This is a genomic window from Gracilibacillus ureilyticus (assembly GCF_900111195.1).
GTDB lineage: Bacteria > Bacillota > Bacilli > Bacillales > Amphibacillaceae > Gracilibacillus > Gracilibacillus ureilyticus.
Genome location: NZ_FOGL01000023.1, coordinates 1 through 20191, shown reverse-complemented (window position 1 = coordinate 20191; position 20191 = coordinate 1). Strand labels below are relative to the sequence as shown.

The following is a 20191-nucleotide window of genomic DNA, read 5'->3' as shown; positions in this document are numbered from 1 at the left end:
TAACATCTTCGTTCATTTATTTATCCAGACACACCTCGGCAGGAAATTAAGCGCATGGCACCTGCTGTCTACGGTATAATGTTTATGATTTATAGCAATTAACTTAACCTTTGTGAATTATACAGGATTCACAACCAGAAGTCAAGCACTAATTATTTCGCAAATTCAGATGGATCAATTTTCACACCAGGACCCATTGTTGATGATACAGCAACGTTTCGCAAGTAAGTTCCTTTAGCAGCTTGCGGCTTAGCTTTTACAATAGTTTCAGCTAATGCATTGAAGTTTTCAACAAGCTTTTCTAAATCAAATGAAACTTTACCAATTGGTACATGGATGTTAGATTGCTTATCTACACGGTATTCTACTTTACCCGCTTTGATTTCCTGAATAGCTTTTTCTACTTCGAAAGTAACTGTACCTGTTTTAGGGTTTGGCATTAAACCTTTAGGCCCTAATACACGTCCTAATTTACCAACTTCAGCCATCATATCAGGAGTAGCAACAACTACATCAAAGTCAAACCAGCCTTGGTTGATTTTATTGATTAAGTCTTGGTCTCCTACAAAGTCAGCTCCAGCTGCTTCTGCTTCTTTCGCTTTATCTCCTTTAGCGAAAACCAGAACAGTTTGTGTTTTACCAGTACCGTGCGGCAACACCATTGCTCCACGAATTTGCTGGTCTGCTTTCTTAGGATCTACCCCTAAACGAAATGCAGCTTCTACTGTTTCATCAAATTTTGCTGAAGAAGCTTTTTGAACTAATTCCAATGCTTCTTTTACTTCATACGCTTTTGTGCGATCAACAAGTTTCAGTGCTTCTTGTTGCTTTTTAGTTTTTTTAGCCATTATAATTTCCTCCTTTGTGGTTTTAACGGTTATACCTCCCACTTTCAAAAGCGGATGATCATTGTTAGTGACTTTTCCCCATAACAAAGGTTGCGACATGAAGCAATCCTCCACTACCGCAACCTTCCGCCTTTGTCAAACGCTGTGAGATATTAGTCTTCGATAACGATACCCATGCTACGTGCAGTACCTTCTACCATACGCATAGCAGCTTCAACATCAGCAGCATTTAAATCTGGCATCTTTAATTCAGCGATTTCTTTCACTTTGTCGCGTTTTAGTGTAGCGACTTTATTGCGATTTGGTTCACCAGACGCAGTTTCAATACCAGCTGCTTTCTTAAGCAACACCGCTGCCGGTGGAGTTTTTGTAATAAATGTAAATGAACGGTCTTCAAAAACCGAAATTTCTACTGGAATGATTAAACCAGCCTGATCCTGCGTACGAGCATTGAACTCTTTACAAAATCCCATGATATTAACACCTGCTTGACCTAGTGCTGGCCCAACTGGTGGTGCTGGATTCGCTTTTCCTGCTGGAATTTGAAGTTTAACTACTTTTTCTACTTTTTTAGCCACGAGACACACCTCCTTAAGTCCGTGATGTGGTAATAGGGTTTATTACCCTCCCACTCATAAATCATATGATAAATAATAACCTTATACTCGAGGCATAAAGAACATAAGAATTTTAGCATTTATATTAGAAAATTGCAAGCATATATCTCTAATTTATTAAAATTCCTTATTTTAAGACATTTTCTTAATTTGTGAAAAGTCTAATTCTACAGGGGTTTCCCTTCCAAACATATTGACATGAACTTTCACTTTTTGTTTGTCCAGATCGATTTTTTCTATCGTTCCGGAAAAATTATTAAAAGGCCCGTCGATCACTTCCACTGTCTCATTCAATTCGAAGTCAATCTCTGTGACTGGTTCATTATAACCCATCCGTTTAAGAATCGTTTCTACTTCTTCTTCAAGGAGGGGTGTGGGTTTGGAGCCAGACCCCGCAGAGCCGACAAATCCGGTTACACCTGGTGTATTTCTCACAACATACCAGGAATCATCTGTCATTACCATTTCAGCAAGTACATAACCCGGAAACACTTTCTTTTTAGCAACTTTCTTCTTCCCGTTTTTAATCTCTGTTTCCTCGTCTTCAGGAACTAATACACGGAAGATCTTATCTTCCATCCCCATGGATTCCAGCCGCTTTTCTAAATTAGTTTTCACTTTGTTTTCATAACCTGAATAGGTGTGCACAACATACCATCTTTTTTCCATATACAGAGGGCGATATTTCCGCCCGTCCCTCCCTTACCCGATTTGTCATTATGAGCACCTTTTAAAAGGGCATAATTAATAGATTGACTGATATTTCACAGTCTGTCCGGCTCTTAAGCTTAGCTTTGTAAATTCTCTCCATATTAAAAAACCCGTTTAACGGGTTTTTTGGATGAACTTATTTATTCTTATTATAACATATATAAATGCAGTTTATTCAACTAGCAAATTTAATAATTGAGTGATTCCTAGATCTATGAGTGCAAAAAAGATAGCAACAAAAACAACTGTAACAATAACAGTAATCGTATAACGAGTTAATTCACGCCCTCTTGGCCATGAAACCTTTTTCATTTCACGACTAACATTCTTCAAAAAAGTTACTGGGTTCACTGTAGGTACCTCCAAACTGTCTTCTACTACCGCTATATCTGCTTCTACTTCGTTTCTCTGTGAATGGTATGCTGATTGCATTTCCGGCAAAACTTCTTCACCGTCATACGAAGAGAATTTGTATTATTTTTATCCGTACTATAATTACGATTATGGCAAACCTCACAAGCGAGGACGACCTTTTTTCCCATTTTTTTCACCCTTACTAATGTAGCATGGTTCTATAATACTGTCAACGGATGGTATAATATAATTGTGTTAGGAAATATATATATCACTTTCTTCCAGATACTTTTCAAGTTTTTTCTTCACCCGCTGCAGTGCATTATCGATCGATTTAGCATGCCGGTTTAATTCTACCGAAATCTCCTGATATGTTTTACCTTCCAGATAGAGCAAGAGAACTTCTCTTTCCAGTCTGCTCAGTATCTCAGTTAGTTTATATTCCATATCACCGTACTTTTCCCTGTTCACAATCATTTCCTGGGGATCCATTGCGATGGTAGCTTCCAGAACATCCAGCAAGGTCCGTTCGGAACCTTCTTCATATAGAGGCTTGTCCAAAGATACATAAGAATTGAGCGGCATATGCTTTTGTCTTGTTGCGGTCTTTACTGCGGTAATAATTTGTCTTGTTATACATAATTCAGCAAAAGCTCTGAAGGAGGATTGTTTTTCCGGGCGGAAGTCTCTTATCGCTTTATATAAGCCAATCATTCCTTCTTGCATAATATCTTCATCATCCGCTCCGACAAGAAAGTATGACTTCGCTTTAGCCCGAACAAAAGATTTATATTTATTAATCAAAAAATCTAATGCATGTGTGTTCCCATCCTGAATAAGCAGTAGCAACTCATTATCTTCTAACAATTGAAAATCCAAGTCATTTTTTACTGTGCGCATAGTAGAAATCAGGACTCCCTCTAGCATAATGCCAATAAATAGTTAAAACAGACTAATAATAGCAATATTATACAGGAAGCGCTTCAGTTACGTCAACCGCCGGTTTTTTACTTTTCGCCGCGGCGCCATCTTTCAAAAACTTGTAGAACGTCGTCATTTAGCGGGATTTTGCTTCTTGCTTTTGCCTGTTGATGGACTTTAATATCCTGATTAATTTCTTTTTGTATATTTTTAAGTTCAATGTTCAGCTCTCTGGCCGAGACGCGAAATGCCCCCTGTGCGAAGATAGTGCGTTGCTCAGTATAATCAGAAGTGGCAACAAATACTTTTGTTTTCACATTTTTAATACTCTTGACTAAACGTTCGATACATTGATCAGCCGTCTCATTCTCTTTTGTGAAAATTACCTCTACTTTAAATTGTTTATAACGGTTTTCCACACTTCTTACTTCATATGCATCAAACACAACAATAACGCGCCTCTTTCGATAGGCTTGATATTCCGCCATTTTCTCGACCAGCAATTGCCTCGCCTGGTCTAAATCTTTATCTTTTAATACTTTCAGATCTGGCCATGCACCAATCATGTTGTAGCCATCTACTAGCAGGACGTCCATTATTCTTCACCGATTGGAAACCTTTTTCGATAAACTTCATACATCAGAATGCTTGCCGCAACCGAAGCATTTAACGAGGAAACATGCCCTCTCATCGGTAAGTTTATCGTCCAATCGCAATTTTCCCGCACTAACCTGCTCATACCTTTTCCTTCATTTCCGATAACTAAGGCAATCGGTAAAGAACCATCTAATTTACGGTATTCTTCTGTAGCTTCTGCCTCTGTCCCTACAACCCAGACATTCCTTGTTTTTAATTCCTCAATTGTCTGGACAATATTTGTCACACGGACCACAGGTATATGCTCAATTGCACCAACGGACGTTTTCGCGACAGTTGCAGTTAAGCCGACTGACCTCCGCTTCGGAATAATCACGCCATGAGCCCCCGTTGCATCAGCCGTTCTCAGGATAGAACCGAGGTTATGAGGATCCTCTATTTCATCAAGGATTAGAAAAAAAGGAGCTTCCTCTCTTGAAGCTGCCACCTCAAACAGATTATCCAGCGTAGAGTATTCATACGCTGAAACCAATGCAGCTATTCCCTGATGATTACTACCTTCAATAAGCTGATCCAGTTTTTTCTTTGGTACCCGCTGAACCGCAGCATTTGCCTTTTTAGCCATTGACTCCAGTTTTCTTACTAGACCTTGGTTTAAATTCTCGACAAGCAGTACTTTTTCAACTGTCCTGCCTGACTGCAGCACTTCTATTACCGTGTTTTTACCGCCAATCCATTCTTGTCCCATTTTAATGCACTCCTTTCTCTGTAAATTTAATTGCATCAGTTATAAGCTGTGTCAGCCTTTCCTTTTGTCCATCTAAATATAAATAACCTAATAAGGCTTCAAAAGCCGTGCTGTACCGGTAAGCCTGTACACTCGTATTTTTAGGGACCGATGATTTCGCATTCCGGCCCCTTCTTACTACTGCCTGTTCTTCTTCAGTCAAAATGCCATCCTCCAGCCAGGCTTGAATTACTTTCGCCTGGGAGGTAGCTTTCACGAAATGCACCGCATGCTGATGCAGTGCCTGGACTTTCACATTTCCTTTTTCAATTAAATACTCTCTGATATATATTTCGTAAATTGCGTCACCTATATAGGCTAATGCCAAACTTTTTAATTCTTTCGCTTTATTCATCCTTAACCTCGCTTCCAACGTGTACCTTGCGGAGTATCTTCGAGGATAATATTGCGTTCTTTTAAATCATCCCGTATTTGATCAGCCAGTGCAAAGTCTTTATTTTTCCTTGCATTGATCCGTTGTTCAATTAACTGTTCTATTTCTTCATCAAGCAATGTATCCTCCTCAAGGAAAATACCTAAAACTTGCAGCAATACAGTGAACGTATTTTCAAACATCTGAATCACTTCAGTATGTGTCTGCTTTCTCTTCAAATAGTTATTTGCTTCTTTCACTAATTCAAAAATAACCGCTATTGCATTCGCTGTATTGAAATCATCATCCATTTCCTGTTCAAAAGCTTCTTTGATTTTATTAATTTTATCCAGCCACTCCTGGTTATCCTCGGTCAGATCCAGGCTTGTGCTTTTACGGTGTTTTAAGTTTGTCATCACATTCTCTATCCGGTCAAAACTGTTTTGAGCACTTTCGAGTAATGAATCACTGAAATTGATCGGGTTCCGGTAGTGAACACTCAGCATGAAGAAACGAAGCACTTTTGGATCATGCTTTTGAATAAGGTCATGTGCCAAAACAAAGTTGCCAAGCGATTTGGACATTTTCTCATTATCAATATTAATATATCCATTATGCATCCAATAATTTGCAAACGCCTTGCCATTCGCTGCTTCTGATTGGGCAATTTCATTCTCATGGTGCGGAAACGTTAAATCCTGACCGCCTGCATGGATGTCTATCGTATCTCCTAAATAGCGTTTGGCCATTGCAGAACATTCAATATGCCAGCCAGGTCTTCCTTCTCCCCAAGGTGATTCCCATGCTATTTCGCCATCTTTCGTTTTTTTCCAAAGCGTAAAGTCTAACGGATCTTCTTTTTTCTCACCAACCTGAATTCTAGCACCAGATCTTAACTCATCGACCGATTGATGTGATAACTTTCCATATCCTTCAAAAGATCTTGTTCTAAAATAAACATCCCCGCCAGACTCATACGCATGACCTTTCTGGATCAATGTTTCTATAAAAGCGATAATATCATCCATTGTTTCTGTTACACGCGGGTGATGAACGGCTTCTTTTACTCCTAATGCGCCTACATCTTCTTTATATGACTGGATAAAGCGATTGGCAACGGAAGGTACTTCCTCACCTAATTCTTTTGCTGCTTTAATTAATTTATCATCAACATCCGTGAAGTTCAGTACATAATCTACGGAATAGCCCTTATATTCAAAATATCTTCTAACTGTATCAAATACAATCGCTGGTCTTGCATTCCCAATATGAATGTAATTATACACAGTCGGACCGCAAACATACATTTTCACCTTGCCAGGTTCAATCGGCTGGAAAACTTCTTTCCGTCGTGTAATTGTATTATAAATACTAATCGTCATCACGTTTCACTCCTTTTATCGAATCTAATTCCTGTCTTAATGTATGAATTTCTCTTTCCATCTTCTTCAACACTTCACTGATTGGATCAGGTAATTTATGATGGTCTAAATCTTTTCTTACTTTTTCCCCATTCTTTATTACTACACGCCCTGGAATACCTACAACTGTCGAGTGATCAGGCACATCATTTAACACAACAGATCCCGCCCCGATTTTGGAGCTCTCTCCAATCGTTATCGAGCCAAGCACTTTGGCTCCGGTAGCAACCAGAGCATTATCCTTAATTGTTGGATGCCTTTTCCCCTTCTCTTTCCCTGTACCTCCGAGTGTAACTCCCTGATAGATAGTAACATTATCCCCAATTTCACACGTTTCTCCTATTACCACTCCCATTCCATGGTCGATAAAGAACCGTCTGCCAATTTTTGCACCAGGATGGATTTCAATCCCAGTAAAAAACCGGCTGATTTGTGAAATAGATCGTGCAATAAAGAAGAACTTCCTTCGATAAAAAGCATGAGCAATCCGGTGTGCCCAGATAGCATGCAAGCCAGAATACGTTAGGCAAACTTCAAAATAGGTTCTTGCCGCCGGATCCTGATCAAAAACAACATCAATATCTTCTCTTAGTAGTTTGAAAAACCCCATTCAAACTTCCCCCCTTAAGTTACCTGCTCTCCCGTCATCCTGTATCTTCTGTGTTAAGCCCTGTTACATCCTGTACGAAAAAAGAGCGTCTCTGTGTCATCACAACACAGAGACGCTCTTTGGGCGCGGTCCCACTCTGTTTAGGGATTAAAAACTCCCTCTACTTCGCACTGATAACGGCAGTGACCCGTTCTTTCCTACTATTGTTCAAAAAGAAGCTCTTGAGGTGCACTTCAACAATCACTCCCCCAACCACTCGCAGCCAATGATGGTTTTCTCTGCAGAAGGACTGATTGTTTACTCTCCTCATCAATGCTCACTATTATTTGTATTTATTATATATATTTATTGAAAAATTGTCACTTATTTAATCAATTCAAGTACATGATTTAATCGTGTCTTCACTACATCTTTTCCTAATAAGAAGATGGCATTAGGAAGTTCTGGCCCGTGTACCTGTCCTGTTGTCGCTACCCGTATTGGCATAAACAGCTTTTTCCCTTTTTGTTTCGTTTCTTTTTGTGTTGCCTTAATGCTTGCTTTAATTTCTTCAGGGGAAAGCTCCTCAATCTCATCAAACTTCGCAAGGAATGTTTCCATAACTTCCGGCACTTGTTCTTCCTTCAGAACAGTCATTGCATCGTCTCCATATTCAATAGCTTCTTTAAAGAACAGGTCTGTTAACTCCACAATCTCTGCGCCATAAGACAGCTGTTCATGATACAAACTGATAAGATCAACAGCCCACGATTTCTGCTTTTCATCCATATCTTCCGGTAATCTGCCTGCCTCTACCAGGTGCGGCAAACTTAATGCAACCACATCATCAAGAGGTGCCTGTTTAATATACTGGTTGTTCATCCATTTTAATTTTGCCGGATCAAAAATAGCCGGTGATGTGGATAAACGGTCAGGATCAAACATCTCAATGAACTGTTCCTGTGTAAAGATTTCTTCTTCCCCAACAGGTGACCAACCTAATAATGAGATGAAATTAAATAACGCCTCCGGTATGTAGCCAAGATTCTTGTATTGCTCGATAAACTGGAGGATATGCTCATCACGTTTACTTAACTTCTTGCGGTTTTCATTCAGGATTAGCGTCATATGGCCATACTGGGGAGCATCCCAATCGAATGCATCAAAAATCATCATCTGTTTCGGAGTATTGGAAATGTGCTCTTCCCCGCGTAAAACATGGCTGATCTCCATGGAGTGATCATCAATCGCAACAGCAAAGTTATATGTTGGGATTCCATTCTTCTTCACCATTACCCAATCGCCAAAGTCACTAGATTCAAAAGTGATTTTCCCTCTAACAATATCCTGGAAAGTATATGTTTTATTTTCCGGAACCCGGAATCTGATACTCGGTTTTCTGCCTTCTGCTTCAAATTGTTTTATTTGTTCTTCCGTTAGATCACGATGTGCTCCAGAGTATTTGGGTACTTGTCCATTAGCGCGCTGTTCTTCACGTTCCTGCTCCAATTCGTCTTCCGTCATGTAACATTTATAGGCAAGTCCGCGCTCTAATAACTGGTCAACATATTTCTGATAAATATCTAACCTTTCTGTCTGGCGGTAAGGACCGTAATCTCCACCGATATCAGCACCCTCGTCCCATTTAATACCAAGCCACTTCAAATACATTAGCTGACTTTCTTCGCCGCCTTCTACATTTCTTTTCTCATCCGTATCTTCTGTACGGATAATAAAGGAACCTCCTAAATGTTTCGCATATAAATAATTAAATAATGCCGTTCTTGCATTACCAATATGCAGATGTCCCGTCGGACTTGGTGCATAACGAACTCTTACTTTATCTGACATAATAAAATCTCCTTCCAATGTTGGTTAGTTAAAAAACGAACAATCGCTTTATTCTTCCATTATTCTATCATTATTTTCTCTAAAAGATGATAAATATCTATTTTAACTTTCATTTCTTATCAGTAACACTACCGCTTGTGCAGCCATTCCCTCTTCTCTTCCAGTAAAGCCAAGGTTTTCTGTGGTGGTTGCTTTTACATTGATTTGTTCAGGCTCAGCCTGAAGAAGCCGTGCTATATTGGTACGAATTTCTTCTATATATGGTGCCATTTTCGGTTTTTGGGCAATAACTGTACAATCAAGATTCCCAAGGAGATATCCTTTTTCTGAAACCAGATTCCAGACATGCTGCAGCAATTTTTGTGAATCAGCATCCTTGTATTCCGGATCTGTATCAGGAAAGTGTTTTCCAATATCCCCTTCTCCAATTGCACCAAGACAGGCATCTGCAATCGTATGTAACAAAACATCTGCATCTGAATGCCCAAGCAATCCTTTTTCATAAGGTATCTCTATCCCGCCAATTATACAAGGGCGGTTTTCAGCAAATTGATGAACATCAAAGCCTTGACCTATTCGAAACATTTAAGCTTCTCCTCTCTTGTTTAAAATCATCTCCGCCCGCAAAATGTCCTCCGGAGTAGTTAATTTAACATTTTGATAACTGCCTTCCACAATTTCAACTTGAACTTCCGGCATATATTCTTCTATTAGAGAAGCATCGTCTGTTCCAAGAAATTGCTGCTCATTTGCCATCTCGTGCGCTTTTTTTATTACATTGTAGTGAAATGCCTGAGGTGTCTGAGCTGCCCATAATACAGAACGGTCCAGTGTTTCAATCCCCTCTGCTTTCTTCTGTTTTATCGTATCTGTAACCTGTACAGCTAATAAAGCTGCTTTTGCTTCTTTCGCTATGACAGCCAATTGATGCAAATGTTCCTTACCAACAAAAGGACGCGCGCCATCATGAATCATCACAATGTCATCAGGTCTGTCAGGCTGTATAGCCTTTATACCCTGATAGCCGCTATCCTGCCGTTCCTTTCCGCCAGAGACAAAGTGTATCTGCTCAGACCAGGAATAGTTTTTCAACAATGCTCTCATCTCCGCCTGGTCACTCTCGCTAATAACGATATAAATTGCTTTACACCAGTCATCCTTAACAAAGTTCTCTAAAGTATGTACAATTAAAGGCTGACCTTGTAAATGGATAAATTGCTTATTCTTCCCTGCCTTCATCCGCTTACCTTGGCCTGCTGCTAAAACAATGACATGATATTCTATCATTCCGGCACCTCATATATCTTCTATTTTCATCAGGAGACCGACCTGTACAGTCAATCATTGCAAAGAAAAGTGATAACACTATGTTATCACTTTTCATCTATCCTTTATATGTTATACCTTTTTTATAACGCTTTTTCAAGCAATTTCGGTTTTGCAAAAATCATTCTTCCGGCAGACGTCTGCAAAACACTGGTAATTATTACATCAATTGTTTTACCTATATAATTTTTGCCTTCTTCCACAACGATCATTGTTCCATCATCTAAGTATGCAACACCCTGATTCTGTTCTTTACCGTCTTTGATCACTTGAACGAGCAGCTCCTCGCCCGGCAGCACAATTGGCTTAACCGCATTTGCCAAATCGTTAATATTCAAAACAGGGACCTTCTGGAACTCACAAACTTTATTCAGATTAAAGTCATTTGTTACAACTATACCATTCATCACCTTAGCCAGTTTAACCAGCTTGCTATCCACTTCCTGAATCTCTTCAAAGTCACCTTCGTAAATTTCCACATTGATTGGCAATTCTTTCTGGATTCGGTTTAATATGTCCAGACCTCTCCGGCCGCGGTTCCGTTTTAATGCATCGGAAGAGTCAGCGATATGCTGCAATTCTTCCAAAACGAACTGGGGAATAATAATAGTCCCTTCCAGAAAGCTCGTCTGACAGATATCTGCTATTCGCCCATCAATAATTACACTCGTATCTAAGATTTTCGGCTTTGGTATATCCATTGTTAACTCATCGCTGGCAGCTGCTTTCTTTTTGTCTTTTCTCGTTAATGTTAATAGATTCAGAAATTCATCTCTCCGCTTAAAACCTACCTGGAAACCGAAGTAAGCAAACAATATACTTAAGAAAATAGGAACTACCTGGGAAACTATCTTAATACCAATAGCCTGGATTGGCTCATTAAGAAAATAGGCAATAATTAAACCGATAATAATTCCTAAACTGCCAAAAAGCAAATCAGCAACCGGTGCTTTTAAAAGCTTTTCCTCAAACCAGTTGAAAAAGCTCACAATAAGTTCTGTACACCACAACGATAGAATAAAAAATATAATAGCTCCAAGCACTAAACCTGCATATGGGGCAACATATGGAGACACCAGCCATGTCTCTTCTAAAAACCCTAATAACCCCAGTAAATCTGGAATATATAAATATCCCGCGGTACCACCTGCAATAATAAAAAATATTTGCACAAATCTTTTTAGCACCACATTCACCTCCTATAAAATATTCTCTCCTATTTTCTCCATTTTAAACCTTATTATTGACCTAAAGTTGCGCGAATGGCATCCTGGACAGATTGAACTCCAATTACTTCAATCGATTTTGGCGGATTCCAGCCATCTATATTTTTCGCCGGAATAATTGCTCTTTTAAACCCCAGTTTAGCTGCTTCTTGAACCCGCTGGTCAATACGCGATACTCTGCGCACTTCACCTGTTAATCCTACTTCACCGATTAATACATCATCAGGATTTGGTGTCTGGTCCCTGAAGCTTGAAGCAATACTAATAGCAACTGCCAGATCAATTGCAGGCTCGTCTAATTTCACACCGCCAGCAACCTTCACATAAGCATCCTGATTCTGCAGCATTAATCCAACACGTTTCTCTAAAACTGCCATTAATAGAGGTACACGGTTATGGTCTATACCTGTTGCCATTCGTCTGGGGTTTCCAAAACTGGTTGGTGAAATTAATGCCTGGATTTCCACAAGTACCGGCCTGGTCCCTTCCATTGATGCTACAATTGTAGATCCTGCAACGCCTTGTGACCGCTCTTCAAGAAAAATTTCAGATGGGTTTAGGACTTCTGTTAGCCCTTCTTCTTTCATTTCAAAGATTCCCATCTCATTTGTACTTCCAAAGCGGTTTTTAACCCCTCTTAAAATACGGAATGTGTGGTGTCTTTCCCCTTCGAAATATAAAACAGCATCTACCATATGTTCTAATAACCTTGGGCCTGCAATGGAGCCTTCCTTCGTTACATGCCCGACAATGAAAATGGGAATATTGTTCTGCTTAGCTATGCGCATAAGCTCACTCGTACATTCCCGTACTTGTGAGACACTCCCTGGTGCACTAGTTACTTCATCTTTATAGACGGTTTGTATGGAATCAATTACTACAAAGCTAGGCTTTAACGTATCAATCTGATTGGAAATATCCGCAAGATTGGTCTCTGACAATACATACAACTGGTCTGCTGCTACACCAAGCCGGTCTGCTCTAAGTTTTGTCTGACGAGGAGACTCTTCTCCGGAGATATAAAGGACATCTAATCCACTTGAGGCTAACTGACTGGATACCTGTAAAAGCAAAGTAGATTTACCAATACCCGGATCTCCACCAATTAAAACCAACGATCCTGCTACAATCCCTCCGCCAAGTACTCGGTTTAATTCTCCCATTTTTGTTTTTAATCTAGGCTCATCCTGAGACTTAATCTGATTAATTTTTTCCGGTTTGTGTACCGCTGATGGTGCGGAAGCCCAATTCCCTCTGGATGTCGCAGGTTTAACTACTTCTTCTACTAATGTATTCCATTCATGACAACCAGGGCACCTGCCCATCCACTTAGGTGTTACATATCCACATGACTGACAGACAAATTTAGATTTTTTTTTCGCCAAAACTATTCCTCCCTTTTATTATATACGATTTAGAAGCCTTATAAGTTACAAAGATCTATCAATTTGGTTAAAGATTTATGTAAAAACTGTAAAAAACAAATCTTATTCTCACATATATCCATTCCTTTTTATGTTATTTATGGCAATTTTACCATAATCATAAACTTCTGTAATACCCTACTGTCCAAATGTCTCCCTAAATGAAAAGTTAAGAAAATCGGAAGGTAAAAATCCCTTCCGATTTGATTCTGCGTATATATTAAGGAACTATCGCAAAATTCCCTTTTTCATCTAAGTCTATCTTTACTCTTTGACCTTTTTCGATTGTGCCTTTCAGCAATTCCTCTGACAGCAGATCCTCTACATTCTTCTGGATAGAGCGGCGAAGCGGACGGGCTCCGTACTCTGGATCAAATCCTTCATTGGCAATCTTTTCTATGGCCTTGTCAGAAAGAATGAAATCAATTTCCTGATCAATTAAACGTGCCTGTAATTCTTTTACCATTAATTCCACAATATATTTCATATGTTTCTTCTCAAGTGAATGGAATACAATTGTTTCATCGATCCGGTTAAGGAATTCAGGGCGGAAAGCTTTCTTAAGCTCTGCAGTTACTTTTGAACGCATATCCTTATAATCCTGTTCCTCATCTCCCAAACTAAATCCAACATATTTATTACGTTTCAGCTCACTTGCACCAACATTGGATGTCATAATAAGCACCGTATTTCTGAAATCTACTGTACGGCCTTTGGAATCAGTTAAACGTCCATCCTCCAACACTTGAAGTAAAATATTAAATACTTCCGGATGAGCTTTTTCTACTTCATCTAGGAGAACTACTGAATATGGCTTTCTTCTTACCTTTTCTGTTAACTGGCCGCCTTCTTCATAGCCGACATAACCAGGGGGCGAACCTACTAATCTGGAAGTGGAGTGTTTCTCCATGTATTCAGACATATCAATCCGGATCATCGCATCTTCTTCGCCAAACATAGATTCTGCCAATGCTCTTGCAAGCTCAGTCTTTCCTACCCCTGTTGGTCCAAGGAAGATAAATGAACCAATTGGACGTTTAGGATCTTTTAGCCCAGCTCTTGCACGGCGAATGGCTTTCGATACTGCTTTTACTGCTTCTTCTTGCCCAATTAGTCGATTGTGTAAAATTTCTTCCATATGAAGAAGTCTGGCACTTTCATCTTTTGTTAAAGCAGATACCGGAATTCCTGTCCATATAGAAACAACACTAGCAATATCTTCAACAACGACTTCCGAATTTTCCTGTCCTTGTTTCTCTTTCCACTTGGATTCAGTCTCTTCCAGTTCTTTTCTTAACTGCTGCTCATTATCTCTGAGAGCTGCCGCTTTTTCAAATTCCTGACTTTGAACAGCTGCATCCTTTTCTTTCCTCACTTCTTCTAAGTTTTGCTCTAACTCTTTTAAGTTAGGTGGTGTAGTATATGAGCGCAAACGGACTTTGGAAGCAGCCTCATCAATTAAATCAATTGCTTTATCAGGCAGGAACCGGTCCGTTATATAACGATCTGAAAGCTTGGCTGCTGCCTCTATTGCTTCATCGGTAATTGTTACGCGGTGATGTGCCTCATATCTGTCTCTTAATCCTTTTAAAATTTGAATGGATTCATCTACTGTTGGCTCATCGACCTGGATTGGCTGAAATCTTCGCTCAAGTGCTGCATCTTTTTCAATGTATTTGCGGTATTCATCTAGAGTGGTCGCACCAATACATTGCAATTCACCACGTGCAAGTGATGGTTTTAAAATATTGGAAGCATCAATTGCACCTTCTGCTCCACCGGCACCAATTAATGTATGCAATTCATCAATAAACAAGATCACATTGTTTGCCTGACGGATTTCTTCCATTACTTTTTTTAGTCTGTCTTCAAACTCACCGCGATATTTCGTTCCAGCAACAACTGTACCCATATCTAATGTCATTACACGTTTATCGCGCAGAATCTCAGGAACTTCATTTTGGACAATCTGCTGTGCTAATCCTTCAGCAACGGCTGTTTTACCAACACCTGGCTCCCCAATTAACACAGGATTATTTTTCGTTCTGCGGCTCAATACTTGAATAACACGCTCAATTTCTTTGCTGCGTCCAATTACAGGGTCAATATTCCCCTCCTTGGCAATAGCAGTTAAGTCTCTTGCCAGGGAATCTAATGTAGGGGTTGCAGCACTATTGTTCTGATTATTATTTCTTCCATTACTGCTGTTATTCTCTGTACTTCCTAATAATTGCAGGACTTGCTGGCGAGCTTTATTCAGGCTTACTCCAAGGTTGTTCAATACTCTTGCAGCAACTCCTTCGCCTTCACGTATCAAGCCTAATAAAATATGCTCTGTTCCCACATAGGAGTGACCAAGTTTTCTGGCTTCGTCCATTGATAATTCGATCACTTTTTTTGCTCTGGGAGTATAATGAATCGTCTGGGATACCTGGTTACCTTTCCCAATCAATGATTCAACCTCTTCGCGAATTTTATCTGCACCTAGACCAATTGCATGTAAGGCTTTCGCTGCAATACCTTCACCCTCATTAACAAGGCCTAATAAAATATGCTCTGTTCCAATATTGTTATGTCCTAATCGAACTGCTTCTTCCTGAGATAATGCTAGTACTTTTTGTGCTCTTTCTGTAAATCGGCCAAACATCATTTAATATTCCTCCCTTTGCTCTAGCGTAAAACGTTCCCTTATCAGCGAAGCCCTGAACACATCTCTTTCATGAGGTGTAAGCATTCTCCTCGCATATTGCTGTAGGAATGCCGGCTGTGTCAGTACCATTAATTCGTTTAAGATCGACTTTGATATATGAGTGATATATCCAAGATCAATACCAAGTCGTACATCTGACAGGCATTTAGCTGTTTCTTTTGATTCTATAATTCTGCTGTGTTCCAATATACCATATGAACGAAAGATCCGGTCTTCCAGCTCTAACTCTGATTGTTGACACAATATAGTACGTGCATGGCGTTCCTGTTCAATTAATTTCTCTACAACACTTGTTAAATCTTCGATAATATCCAGTTCCGATCTTCCAAGTGTTACCTGGTTCGATATTTGAAAAATATTACCCAACGCTTCACTGCCTTCACCATAGATCCCGCGCACCACGAGGCCCAGCTGGTTAATTGCCGGTATCATCCGATTTAACTTTCTGGTCATTGCCAGAGCCGGTAAATGCATCATTACGGAAGCTCTGAGACCTGTTCCAACATTGGTTGGACAACTGGTTAAATAGCCTCTTTCTTCATCAAATGCATAATCAATCTTCTCCTCTAACCAGTCATCAATCTGAAAAGCTTCCTCTAAAGCCCTGTCTAATTGAAATCCTGGAAAGTATAATTGCATTCTAATATGGTCTTCCTCATTTATCATTATCGAAACCTGTTCATTTTTAGAAATAAGTGCAGCTCCATATGTTGATTTATCTGCTAAATGCGGGCTAATTAAATGTTTTTCAACTAATACTTGCTTCTCTATTGGTTTTAAGTCTGACATTCTAACAAATTCTAACTGTTCATAGTTTGCAAACGACTGATGATTGAATTCTTTCTCTAGAAAGTAAAGGATTCCGTCTAAATGTTCCTGATTTGCAATAAGCGGAAAAGGAGATTGTTCGAAGTTTCGTGCAAGTCTTATTCTACTGCTCATTACAATGTCACTGTCCGGCCCGTCATCTTTTAACCACGGGCTAATCGCTTCATTAATAAACTGTTCTAATCCCATCTAAACATCCCCCTCTCCACTTTGGTTGAGAGATTTCTCCATTTCTTTAATCTGATCCCTGATTTTAGCAGCCTCTTCAAATTCCTCTTCTGCAATTAGCTGTTGTAATTTCCATTTCAATTCCTTTACTTTTCTGCGTGCAGAAATGTCTTTTCCAACACGCTTTGGCACTTTACCGTCATGAGTCGTATTGCCGCTATGAACTCTTCTGAAAATCGGATTTAGATGTGCGGAGAATGTCTGGTAACAGGATGCACATCCAAACTTCCCGACTTGTGCAAATTCCTGATATGTCATTCCGCATTTCTTACACTCCATCTGCCGTTCTGCTGTTTTGTTTGGAGTGGAATGGTGTAATTTCTCTGTGTCAAAATTGAACAACCCTGACAATAAATTATGCAAAGAATAGGACTCATCATCATGGGCTACATATCCTTTTTCCTTGGCACATTGATGACAAACATGTATTTCTCGTTTTTCGCCATTTATTACTTGTGCGAAATGAAGGGTTGCCGGATTCTGCTTACATTCCTGGCATTCCATGGAACACACCTCCTAAAATTGATACTTTAAGGCATGTAACATTGCTGACATAATTCTTGCCCGTATTTCATCCCTTAAAGGTAACTGAAAAGACAAAGTATCTCTATCCAGTGCTGCTACCATCAACTTTAATTCTCTCTTTGTTATTATTTCCTCTTCTAATAATCGTTCTAGTATGTTGACAGATTTCTGCTGTGAAATTTTTGGCTGGATCATTGCAATAATATCGTCAATTAATTTTGCCTTATCCTTATTTATAACTTTGCTGATACGAATATATCCCCCGCCGCCTCGTTTACTTTCAACCAGATAACCTTTTTCCAATGTAAATCTTGTATTAATAACATAGTTTATTTGAGAAGGTACACATTCAAAACGGTCAGCAATCTCACTGCGTTTTATTTCAATAATTTTTGCCTGATTACTTTGCATCACCTGTTTCAAATATTCCTCAATAATATCTGAAATGTTTCGCATTTTCCCTCCCCCAATCTGACTTTGACTATATTTGACTATACTTTTATTATATCGGATGTTTCGATTGTTGCAACTATATTGTCTCTTATTATTATTACCTAGATTATCCATTTAAAACATTAATGGAACCTCATTTTTATTTTCTCAATGTCTTTCTGTTCCAGTAACCATTCATGCAGGCTTAATCCTTTTTTCTTGTGTGATACATCAACAAACATTTTTATCTTTCGGTATCCATTATTGTCTTTAGTAATATCCAATTCCTTAATTTCGATTGGAAATGATTGAATTTGCTCAAGAAAATCAGCGCTGTTCTTATCCTCCGCCAGCTTAATTTCAAAAACGATTTGATGGTTCTTTCGATGAATGATCTTTTCCAGTTTATTCAGTAATACTAAGCTGATTAAAATAATAATTGTGGTAACAATTGCTTCTTTATACATTCCGATACCAATGATCAGCCCCAGCCCTGCTACCGCCCATATCGAAGCAGCAGTTGTCAGGCCCCGGACTGTGCGGCCATTTACAATTATAGTACCGGCACCTAAAAATCCGATCCCGGAAATAACATATGATGGGATTCTCGCAGGGTCGAATTGAACATTATCATAAGTCTCAATAAAATGTTCAAACCCGTTTATTGATAAAAGCATCATCAGGCATGAACTAATTCCTACTAATATATGTGTACGAAATCCTGCTGAGTGACGATTCATTTCCCTTTCAAGTCCGATTAAACCTGATAGTGTTAAGGCAATCATTAATTTTGTGATTGCTTCAATAAATTCCAGATCAAAGATTTCCTCCAACAAATGACTACACCTCCAAATCTATAATCATTTATACCCTAAATAGGAGAAAGATATTTCTCTTTTATAGTAAAACAATATTTTTTTTAACATTTTTGAAAAAGCTCTTAGTTTTTAAAGAGGTTTCAGTGATAAAGGGATACATATGCTGAGTGGGATAATAAAAATGTTTAACAGTGATAAAAAAGTCACTCTTTAATAAGAGTGACTAGAAGAAATCAGGAAAGTAAGTTTGTTTAGTTGGAATCATTGCGTCAAAATGTTCAATTGCTTTATGACTGCCTTTAATTAAGGCCAATTGTTCGAGCTCTAATGGCCTTTTAAAGCTTAACAGCATCTGAGTGAGCTGTTGAACAGAACAGGTAATAACATTCTCCTTATTTGTTTTTCCATTATTTACGGCACTTGAGCGGCCGTTTAATTGTATAGAATATTCACCTTTATTTTCAGGGATAAAATCATCCTCCACAATTAGAGTAATAGATTCAGATGAGTCAGTTTTTCTAAACTGGTAATTATTCAGGAATTCCGCTACATTAACAATCCGTGCCATAAAATATTGCTTTACTTCCTGTTCAAAACGAGGCTCATCAAATAAATATGGCAGGAAATCCTCATCAGGCACTTTTATATTTACCTTTTCTACCATCGAATCATGATTACGAATAAATTCAAGTAATAACTTTAGGCCATTTAATGTACGGTAAGCAATCTCTTCTACATATAATACTCGTTCTTTTACATGATACAGTATATAACTGTCAGGACTGCCATTCTCTCCATAACCTGCTGCCATCACTGTTTCCTTTTTAATAACTCTTTGTTTCCACCAGTCATCATCTCTCATAATTGCACCATTAAATTTATTAATATAATCTGTGTATATGTTATCAAGCAGATTATGGTCTGTATGTATTCTCTTAACTTTTCCGATGGGATCCCAATCTTTCTGAAAATGCTTCACAGCTATATTATATTCACGATAATTAAAAGCTAACTCATAACCATATTTGCGGTAAAAAGGAACTGAGAAAGGGTGAAGGTATGAGATGGTATACCCTTCTAAACGCATATCCATAAGAGTATGTTTTAATAACTTTTTCACAAAGCCTCCTCTTCTATATTCTGGCCATGAGGAAACAGAAGCTATCCCCCCCATTTTCATAACCTGATCGTTAATATGTACTTCAAGAGGGATCATGTGCACTTTTGCTGCTAAACGGTTGTTTTCTATCCATCCCCAAATTTTATGTCGTTTTGCTTCTGCTTCTTTTTCTGCCAATTGTTCCTGACTTAATTTGTATTGAAAGGCAAATTGCGAAAGCTCAAAAATATCTTTGTAATCTTTTTCAGTTAATAACTTAATTGGTTTTTCCATAAATCTTCACCTCATTGAAATTATACGTTATTAACTCATTATACCAGTATTTTAGAGAGAAAAATAAAAAAAGTCTTTCAGTATAATACTGAAAGACTTTTTTTGCCTGGCAACGTCCTACTCTCGCAGGGGCAAAGCCCCAACTACCATGGGCGCTGGAGAGCTTAACTACTGTGTTCGGCATGGGAACAGGTGTGACCTCTCCGCTATCG

At 38.9% G+C, this 20191-nt stretch carries 22 protein-coding genes, 1 rRNA gene and 2 other annotated features (1 of these 25 cut by a window edge); all 23 genes read right to left on the bottom strand.

The genetic code is table 11. The features are described 5' to 3' along the window. Nucleotides 1-92: a sequence feature (ribosomal protein L10 leader region), on the bottom strand; it reaches 68 nt to the left of the window's first position. A 60-nt stretch (nucleotides 93-152) separates the two neighbouring features. Next, nucleotides 153-848 carry a 50S ribosomal protein L1 gene (rplA, locus tag BMW36_RS17905; protein ID WP_089743793.1) on the bottom strand — a complete coding sequence of 232 codons (696 nt, stop codon included), beginning with the start codon at nucleotides 846-848 and terminating at the stop codon, nucleotides 153-155. Between the two features lie 152 nt (nucleotides 849-1000). Next, nucleotides 1001-1426 (bottom strand): 50S ribosomal protein L11, encoded by a 426-nt coding sequence (rplK, locus tag BMW36_RS17900; protein ID WP_139180338.1) that lies wholly within the window; start codon nucleotides 1424-1426, stop codon nucleotides 1001-1003. Between the two features lie 171 nt (nucleotides 1427-1597). Further along, entirely contained in the window at nucleotides 1598-2134 is a 537-nt protein-coding gene (gene nusG, locus BMW36_RS17895) for a transcription termination/antitermination protein NusG (protein ID WP_089743670.1), read from the bottom strand. Between the two features lie 213 nt (nucleotides 2135-2347). Further along, nucleotides 2348-2527 carry a preprotein translocase subunit SecE gene (secE, locus tag BMW36_RS17890; protein ID WP_089743668.1) on the bottom strand — a complete coding sequence of 60 codons (180 nt, stop codon included), beginning with the start codon at nucleotides 2525-2527 and terminating at the stop codon, nucleotides 2348-2350. Nucleotides 2528-2571: 44 nt separating this feature from the next. After that, nucleotides 2572-2718 carry a 50S ribosomal protein L33 gene (gene rpmG / locus BMW36_RS17885; RefSeq protein ID WP_089743666.1) on the bottom strand — a complete coding sequence of 49 codons (147 nt, stop codon included), beginning with the start codon at nucleotides 2716-2718 and terminating at the stop codon, nucleotides 2572-2574. Between the two features lie 67 nt (nucleotides 2719-2785). After that, nucleotides 2786-3430, bottom strand: coding sequence for an RNA polymerase sporulation sigma factor SigH (gene sigH / locus BMW36_RS17880; protein ID WP_175480517.1), 645 nt, complete (start codon nucleotides 3428-3430; stop codon nucleotides 2786-2788). 107 nt (nucleotides 3431-3537) lie between these two features. After that, nucleotides 3538-4047: an NYN domain-containing protein gene (locus tag BMW36_RS17875; protein ID WP_089743664.1), complete on the bottom strand. Its 510-nt coding sequence runs from the start codon at nucleotides 4045-4047 to the stop codon at nucleotides 3538-3540. Next, nucleotides 4047-4796, bottom strand: a complete 750-nt coding sequence (gene rlmB / locus BMW36_RS17870; protein WP_089743662.1) for a 23S rRNA (guanosine(2251)-2'-O)-methyltransferase RlmB — start codon at nucleotides 4794-4796, stop codon at nucleotides 4047-4049. The genes BMW36_RS17875 and rlmB overlap by 1 nt, the downstream gene beginning before the upstream one ends. A gap of 1 nt (nucleotide 4797) precedes the next feature. Then, the gene (locus tag BMW36_RS17865; RefSeq protein WP_089743660.1) at nucleotides 4798-5190 is read right to left on the bottom strand and encodes a Mini-ribonuclease 3; all 393 of its coding nucleotides are present in this window, start codon (nucleotides 5188-5190) and stop codon (nucleotides 4798-4800) included. Between the two features lie 2 nt (nucleotides 5191-5192). Beyond that, nucleotides 5193-6590 carry a cysteine--tRNA ligase gene (gene cysS, locus BMW36_RS17860; RefSeq protein WP_089743658.1) on the bottom strand — a complete coding sequence of 466 codons (1398 nt, stop codon included), beginning with the start codon at nucleotides 6588-6590 and terminating at the stop codon, nucleotides 5193-5195. After that, a complete protein-coding gene (gene cysE / locus BMW36_RS17855; RefSeq protein ID WP_089743656.1) occupies nucleotides 6580-7239 on the bottom strand; it encodes a serine O-acetyltransferase in 660 nt (219 codons plus the stop codon). The genes cysS and cysE overlap by 11 nt, the downstream gene beginning before the upstream one ends. A 105-nt stretch (nucleotides 7240-7344) precedes the next feature. Then, nucleotides 7345-7561 (bottom strand) — a binding site (T-box leader). A gap of 41 nt (nucleotides 7562-7602) precedes the next feature. Continuing rightward, entirely contained in the window at nucleotides 7603-9069 is a 1467-nt protein-coding gene (gene gltX / locus BMW36_RS17850; RefSeq protein ID WP_089743654.1) for a glutamate--tRNA ligase, read from the bottom strand. 102 nt (nucleotides 9070-9171) lie between these two features. Beyond that, nucleotides 9172-9654 carry a 2-C-methyl-D-erythritol 2,4-cyclodiphosphate synthase gene (gene ispF / locus BMW36_RS17845; RefSeq protein WP_089743651.1) on the bottom strand — a complete coding sequence of 161 codons (483 nt, stop codon included), beginning with the start codon at nucleotides 9652-9654 and terminating at the stop codon, nucleotides 9172-9174. Then, entirely contained in the window at nucleotides 9655-10353 is a 699-nt protein-coding gene (ispD, locus tag BMW36_RS17840) for a 2-C-methyl-D-erythritol 4-phosphate cytidylyltransferase (RefSeq protein ID WP_089743789.1), read from the bottom strand. Nucleotides 10354-10478: 125 nt separating this feature from the next. Then, nucleotides 10479-11582: a PIN/TRAM domain-containing protein gene (locus tag BMW36_RS17835; protein ID WP_089743650.1), complete on the bottom strand. Its 1104-nt coding sequence runs from the start codon at nucleotides 11580-11582 to the stop codon at nucleotides 10479-10481. Nucleotides 11583-11635: 53 nt separating this feature from the next. Then, on the bottom strand, nucleotides 11636-13006 hold the full coding sequence (radA, locus tag BMW36_RS17830; RefSeq protein ID WP_089743648.1) for a DNA repair protein RadA: 1371 nt from the start codon (nucleotides 13004-13006) through the stop codon (nucleotides 11636-11638). Nucleotides 13007-13265: 259 nt separating this feature from the next. Continuing rightward, nucleotides 13266-15695 (bottom strand): ATP-dependent protease ATP-binding subunit ClpC, encoded by a 2430-nt coding sequence (gene clpC / locus BMW36_RS17825; RefSeq protein WP_089743647.1) that lies wholly within the window; start codon nucleotides 15693-15695, stop codon nucleotides 13266-13268. After that, complete coding sequence (gene mcsB, locus BMW36_RS17820; RefSeq protein ID WP_089743645.1) at nucleotides 15696-16772, bottom strand: protein-arginine kinase McsB; 1077 nt, start codon at nucleotides 16770-16772, stop codon at nucleotides 15696-15698. It lies immediately after the preceding gene. Continuing rightward, on the bottom strand, nucleotides 16773-17315 hold the full coding sequence (mcsA, locus tag BMW36_RS17815) for a protein-arginine kinase activator protein McsA (RefSeq protein ID WP_089743643.1): 543 nt from the start codon (nucleotides 17313-17315) through the stop codon (nucleotides 16773-16775). A gap of 12 nt (nucleotides 17316-17327) precedes the next feature. Continuing rightward, complete coding sequence (locus BMW36_RS17810; RefSeq protein ID WP_089743641.1) at nucleotides 17328-17792, bottom strand: CtsR family transcriptional regulator; 465 nt, start codon at nucleotides 17790-17792, stop codon at nucleotides 17328-17330. A 119-nt stretch (nucleotides 17793-17911) separates the two neighbouring features. Further along, on the bottom strand, nucleotides 17912-18553 hold the full coding sequence (locus BMW36_RS17805; RefSeq protein ID WP_089743787.1) for an MgtC/SapB family protein: 642 nt from the start codon (nucleotides 18551-18553) through the stop codon (nucleotides 17912-17914). A gap of 256 nt (nucleotides 18554-18809) precedes the next feature. Continuing rightward, a complete protein-coding gene (locus BMW36_RS17800; RefSeq protein WP_089743639.1) occupies nucleotides 18810-19979 on the bottom strand; it encodes a GNAT family N-acetyltransferase in 1170 nt (389 codons plus the stop codon). A 104-nt stretch (nucleotides 19980-20083) separates the two neighbouring features. After that, nucleotides 20084-20191, bottom strand: a 5S ribosomal RNA gene (rrf, locus tag BMW36_RS17795); the annotation flags it as partial.

What these genes read in the sequence shown, in the direction of transcription:
- sigH (WP_175480517.1), bottom strand. Translation starts at nt 3,430, where the DNA reads ATGCGCACAGTAAAAAATGACTTGGATTTTCAATTGTTAGAAGATAAT.
- rlmB (WP_089743662.1), bottom strand. Translation starts at nt 4,796, where the DNA reads ATGGGACAAGAATGGATTGGCGGTAAAAACACGGTAATAGAAGTGCTG.
- nusG (WP_089743670.1), bottom strand. Translation starts at nt 2,134, where the DNA reads ATGGAAAAAAGATGGTATGTTGTGCACACCTATTCAGGTTATGAAAAC.
- clpC (WP_089743647.1), bottom strand. Translation starts at nt 15,695, where the DNA reads ATGATGTTTGGCCGATTTACAGAAAGAGCACAAAAAGTACTAGCATTA.
- BMW36_RS17810 (WP_089743641.1), bottom strand. Translation starts at nt 17,792, where the DNA reads ATGCGAAACATTTCAGATATTATTGAGGAATATTTGAAACAGGTGATG.
- mcsB (WP_089743645.1), bottom strand. Translation starts at nt 16,772, where the DNA reads ATGGGATTAGAACAGTTTATTAATGAAGCGATTAGCCCGTGGTTAAAA.
- ispF (WP_089743651.1), bottom strand. Translation starts at nt 9,654, where the DNA reads ATGTTTCGAATAGGTCAAGGCTTTGATGTTCATCAATTTGCTGAAAAC.
- BMW36_RS17805 (WP_089743787.1), bottom strand. Translation starts at nt 18,553, where the DNA reads ATGATTGCCTTAACACTATCAGGTTTAATCGGACTTGAAAGGGAAATG.
- gltX (WP_089743654.1), bottom strand. Translation starts at nt 9,069, where the DNA reads ATGTCAGATAAAGTAAGAGTTCGTTATGCACCAAGTCCGACGGGACAT.
- cysE (WP_089743656.1), bottom strand. Translation starts at nt 7,239, where the DNA reads ATGGGGTTTTTCAAACTACTAAGAGAAGATATTGATGTTGTTTTTGAT.
- BMW36_RS17875 (WP_089743664.1), bottom strand. Translation starts at nt 4,047, where the DNA reads ATGGACGTCCTGCTAGTAGATGGCTACAACATGATTGGTGCATGGCCA.
- rpmG (WP_089743666.1), bottom strand. Translation starts at nt 2,718, where the DNA reads ATGGGAAAAAAGGTCGTCCTCGCTTGTGAGGTTTGCCATAATCGTAAT.
- cysS (WP_089743658.1), bottom strand. Translation starts at nt 6,590, where the DNA reads ATGACGATTAGTATTTATAATACAATTACACGACGGAAAGAAGTTTTC.
- BMW36_RS17800 (WP_089743639.1), bottom strand. Translation starts at nt 19,979, where the DNA reads ATGGAAAAACCAATTAAGTTATTAACTGAAAAAGATTACAAAGATATT.
- BMW36_RS17865 (WP_089743660.1), bottom strand. Translation starts at nt 5,190, where the DNA reads ATGAATAAAGCGAAAGAATTAAAAAGTTTGGCATTAGCCTATATAGGT.
- rplA (WP_089743793.1), bottom strand. Translation starts at nt 848, where the DNA reads ATGGCTAAAAAAACTAAAAAGCAACAAGAAGCACTGAAACTTGTTGAT.
- mcsA (WP_089743643.1), bottom strand. Translation starts at nt 17,315, where the DNA reads ATGGAATGCCAGGAATGTAAGCAGAATCCGGCAACCCTTCATTTCGCA.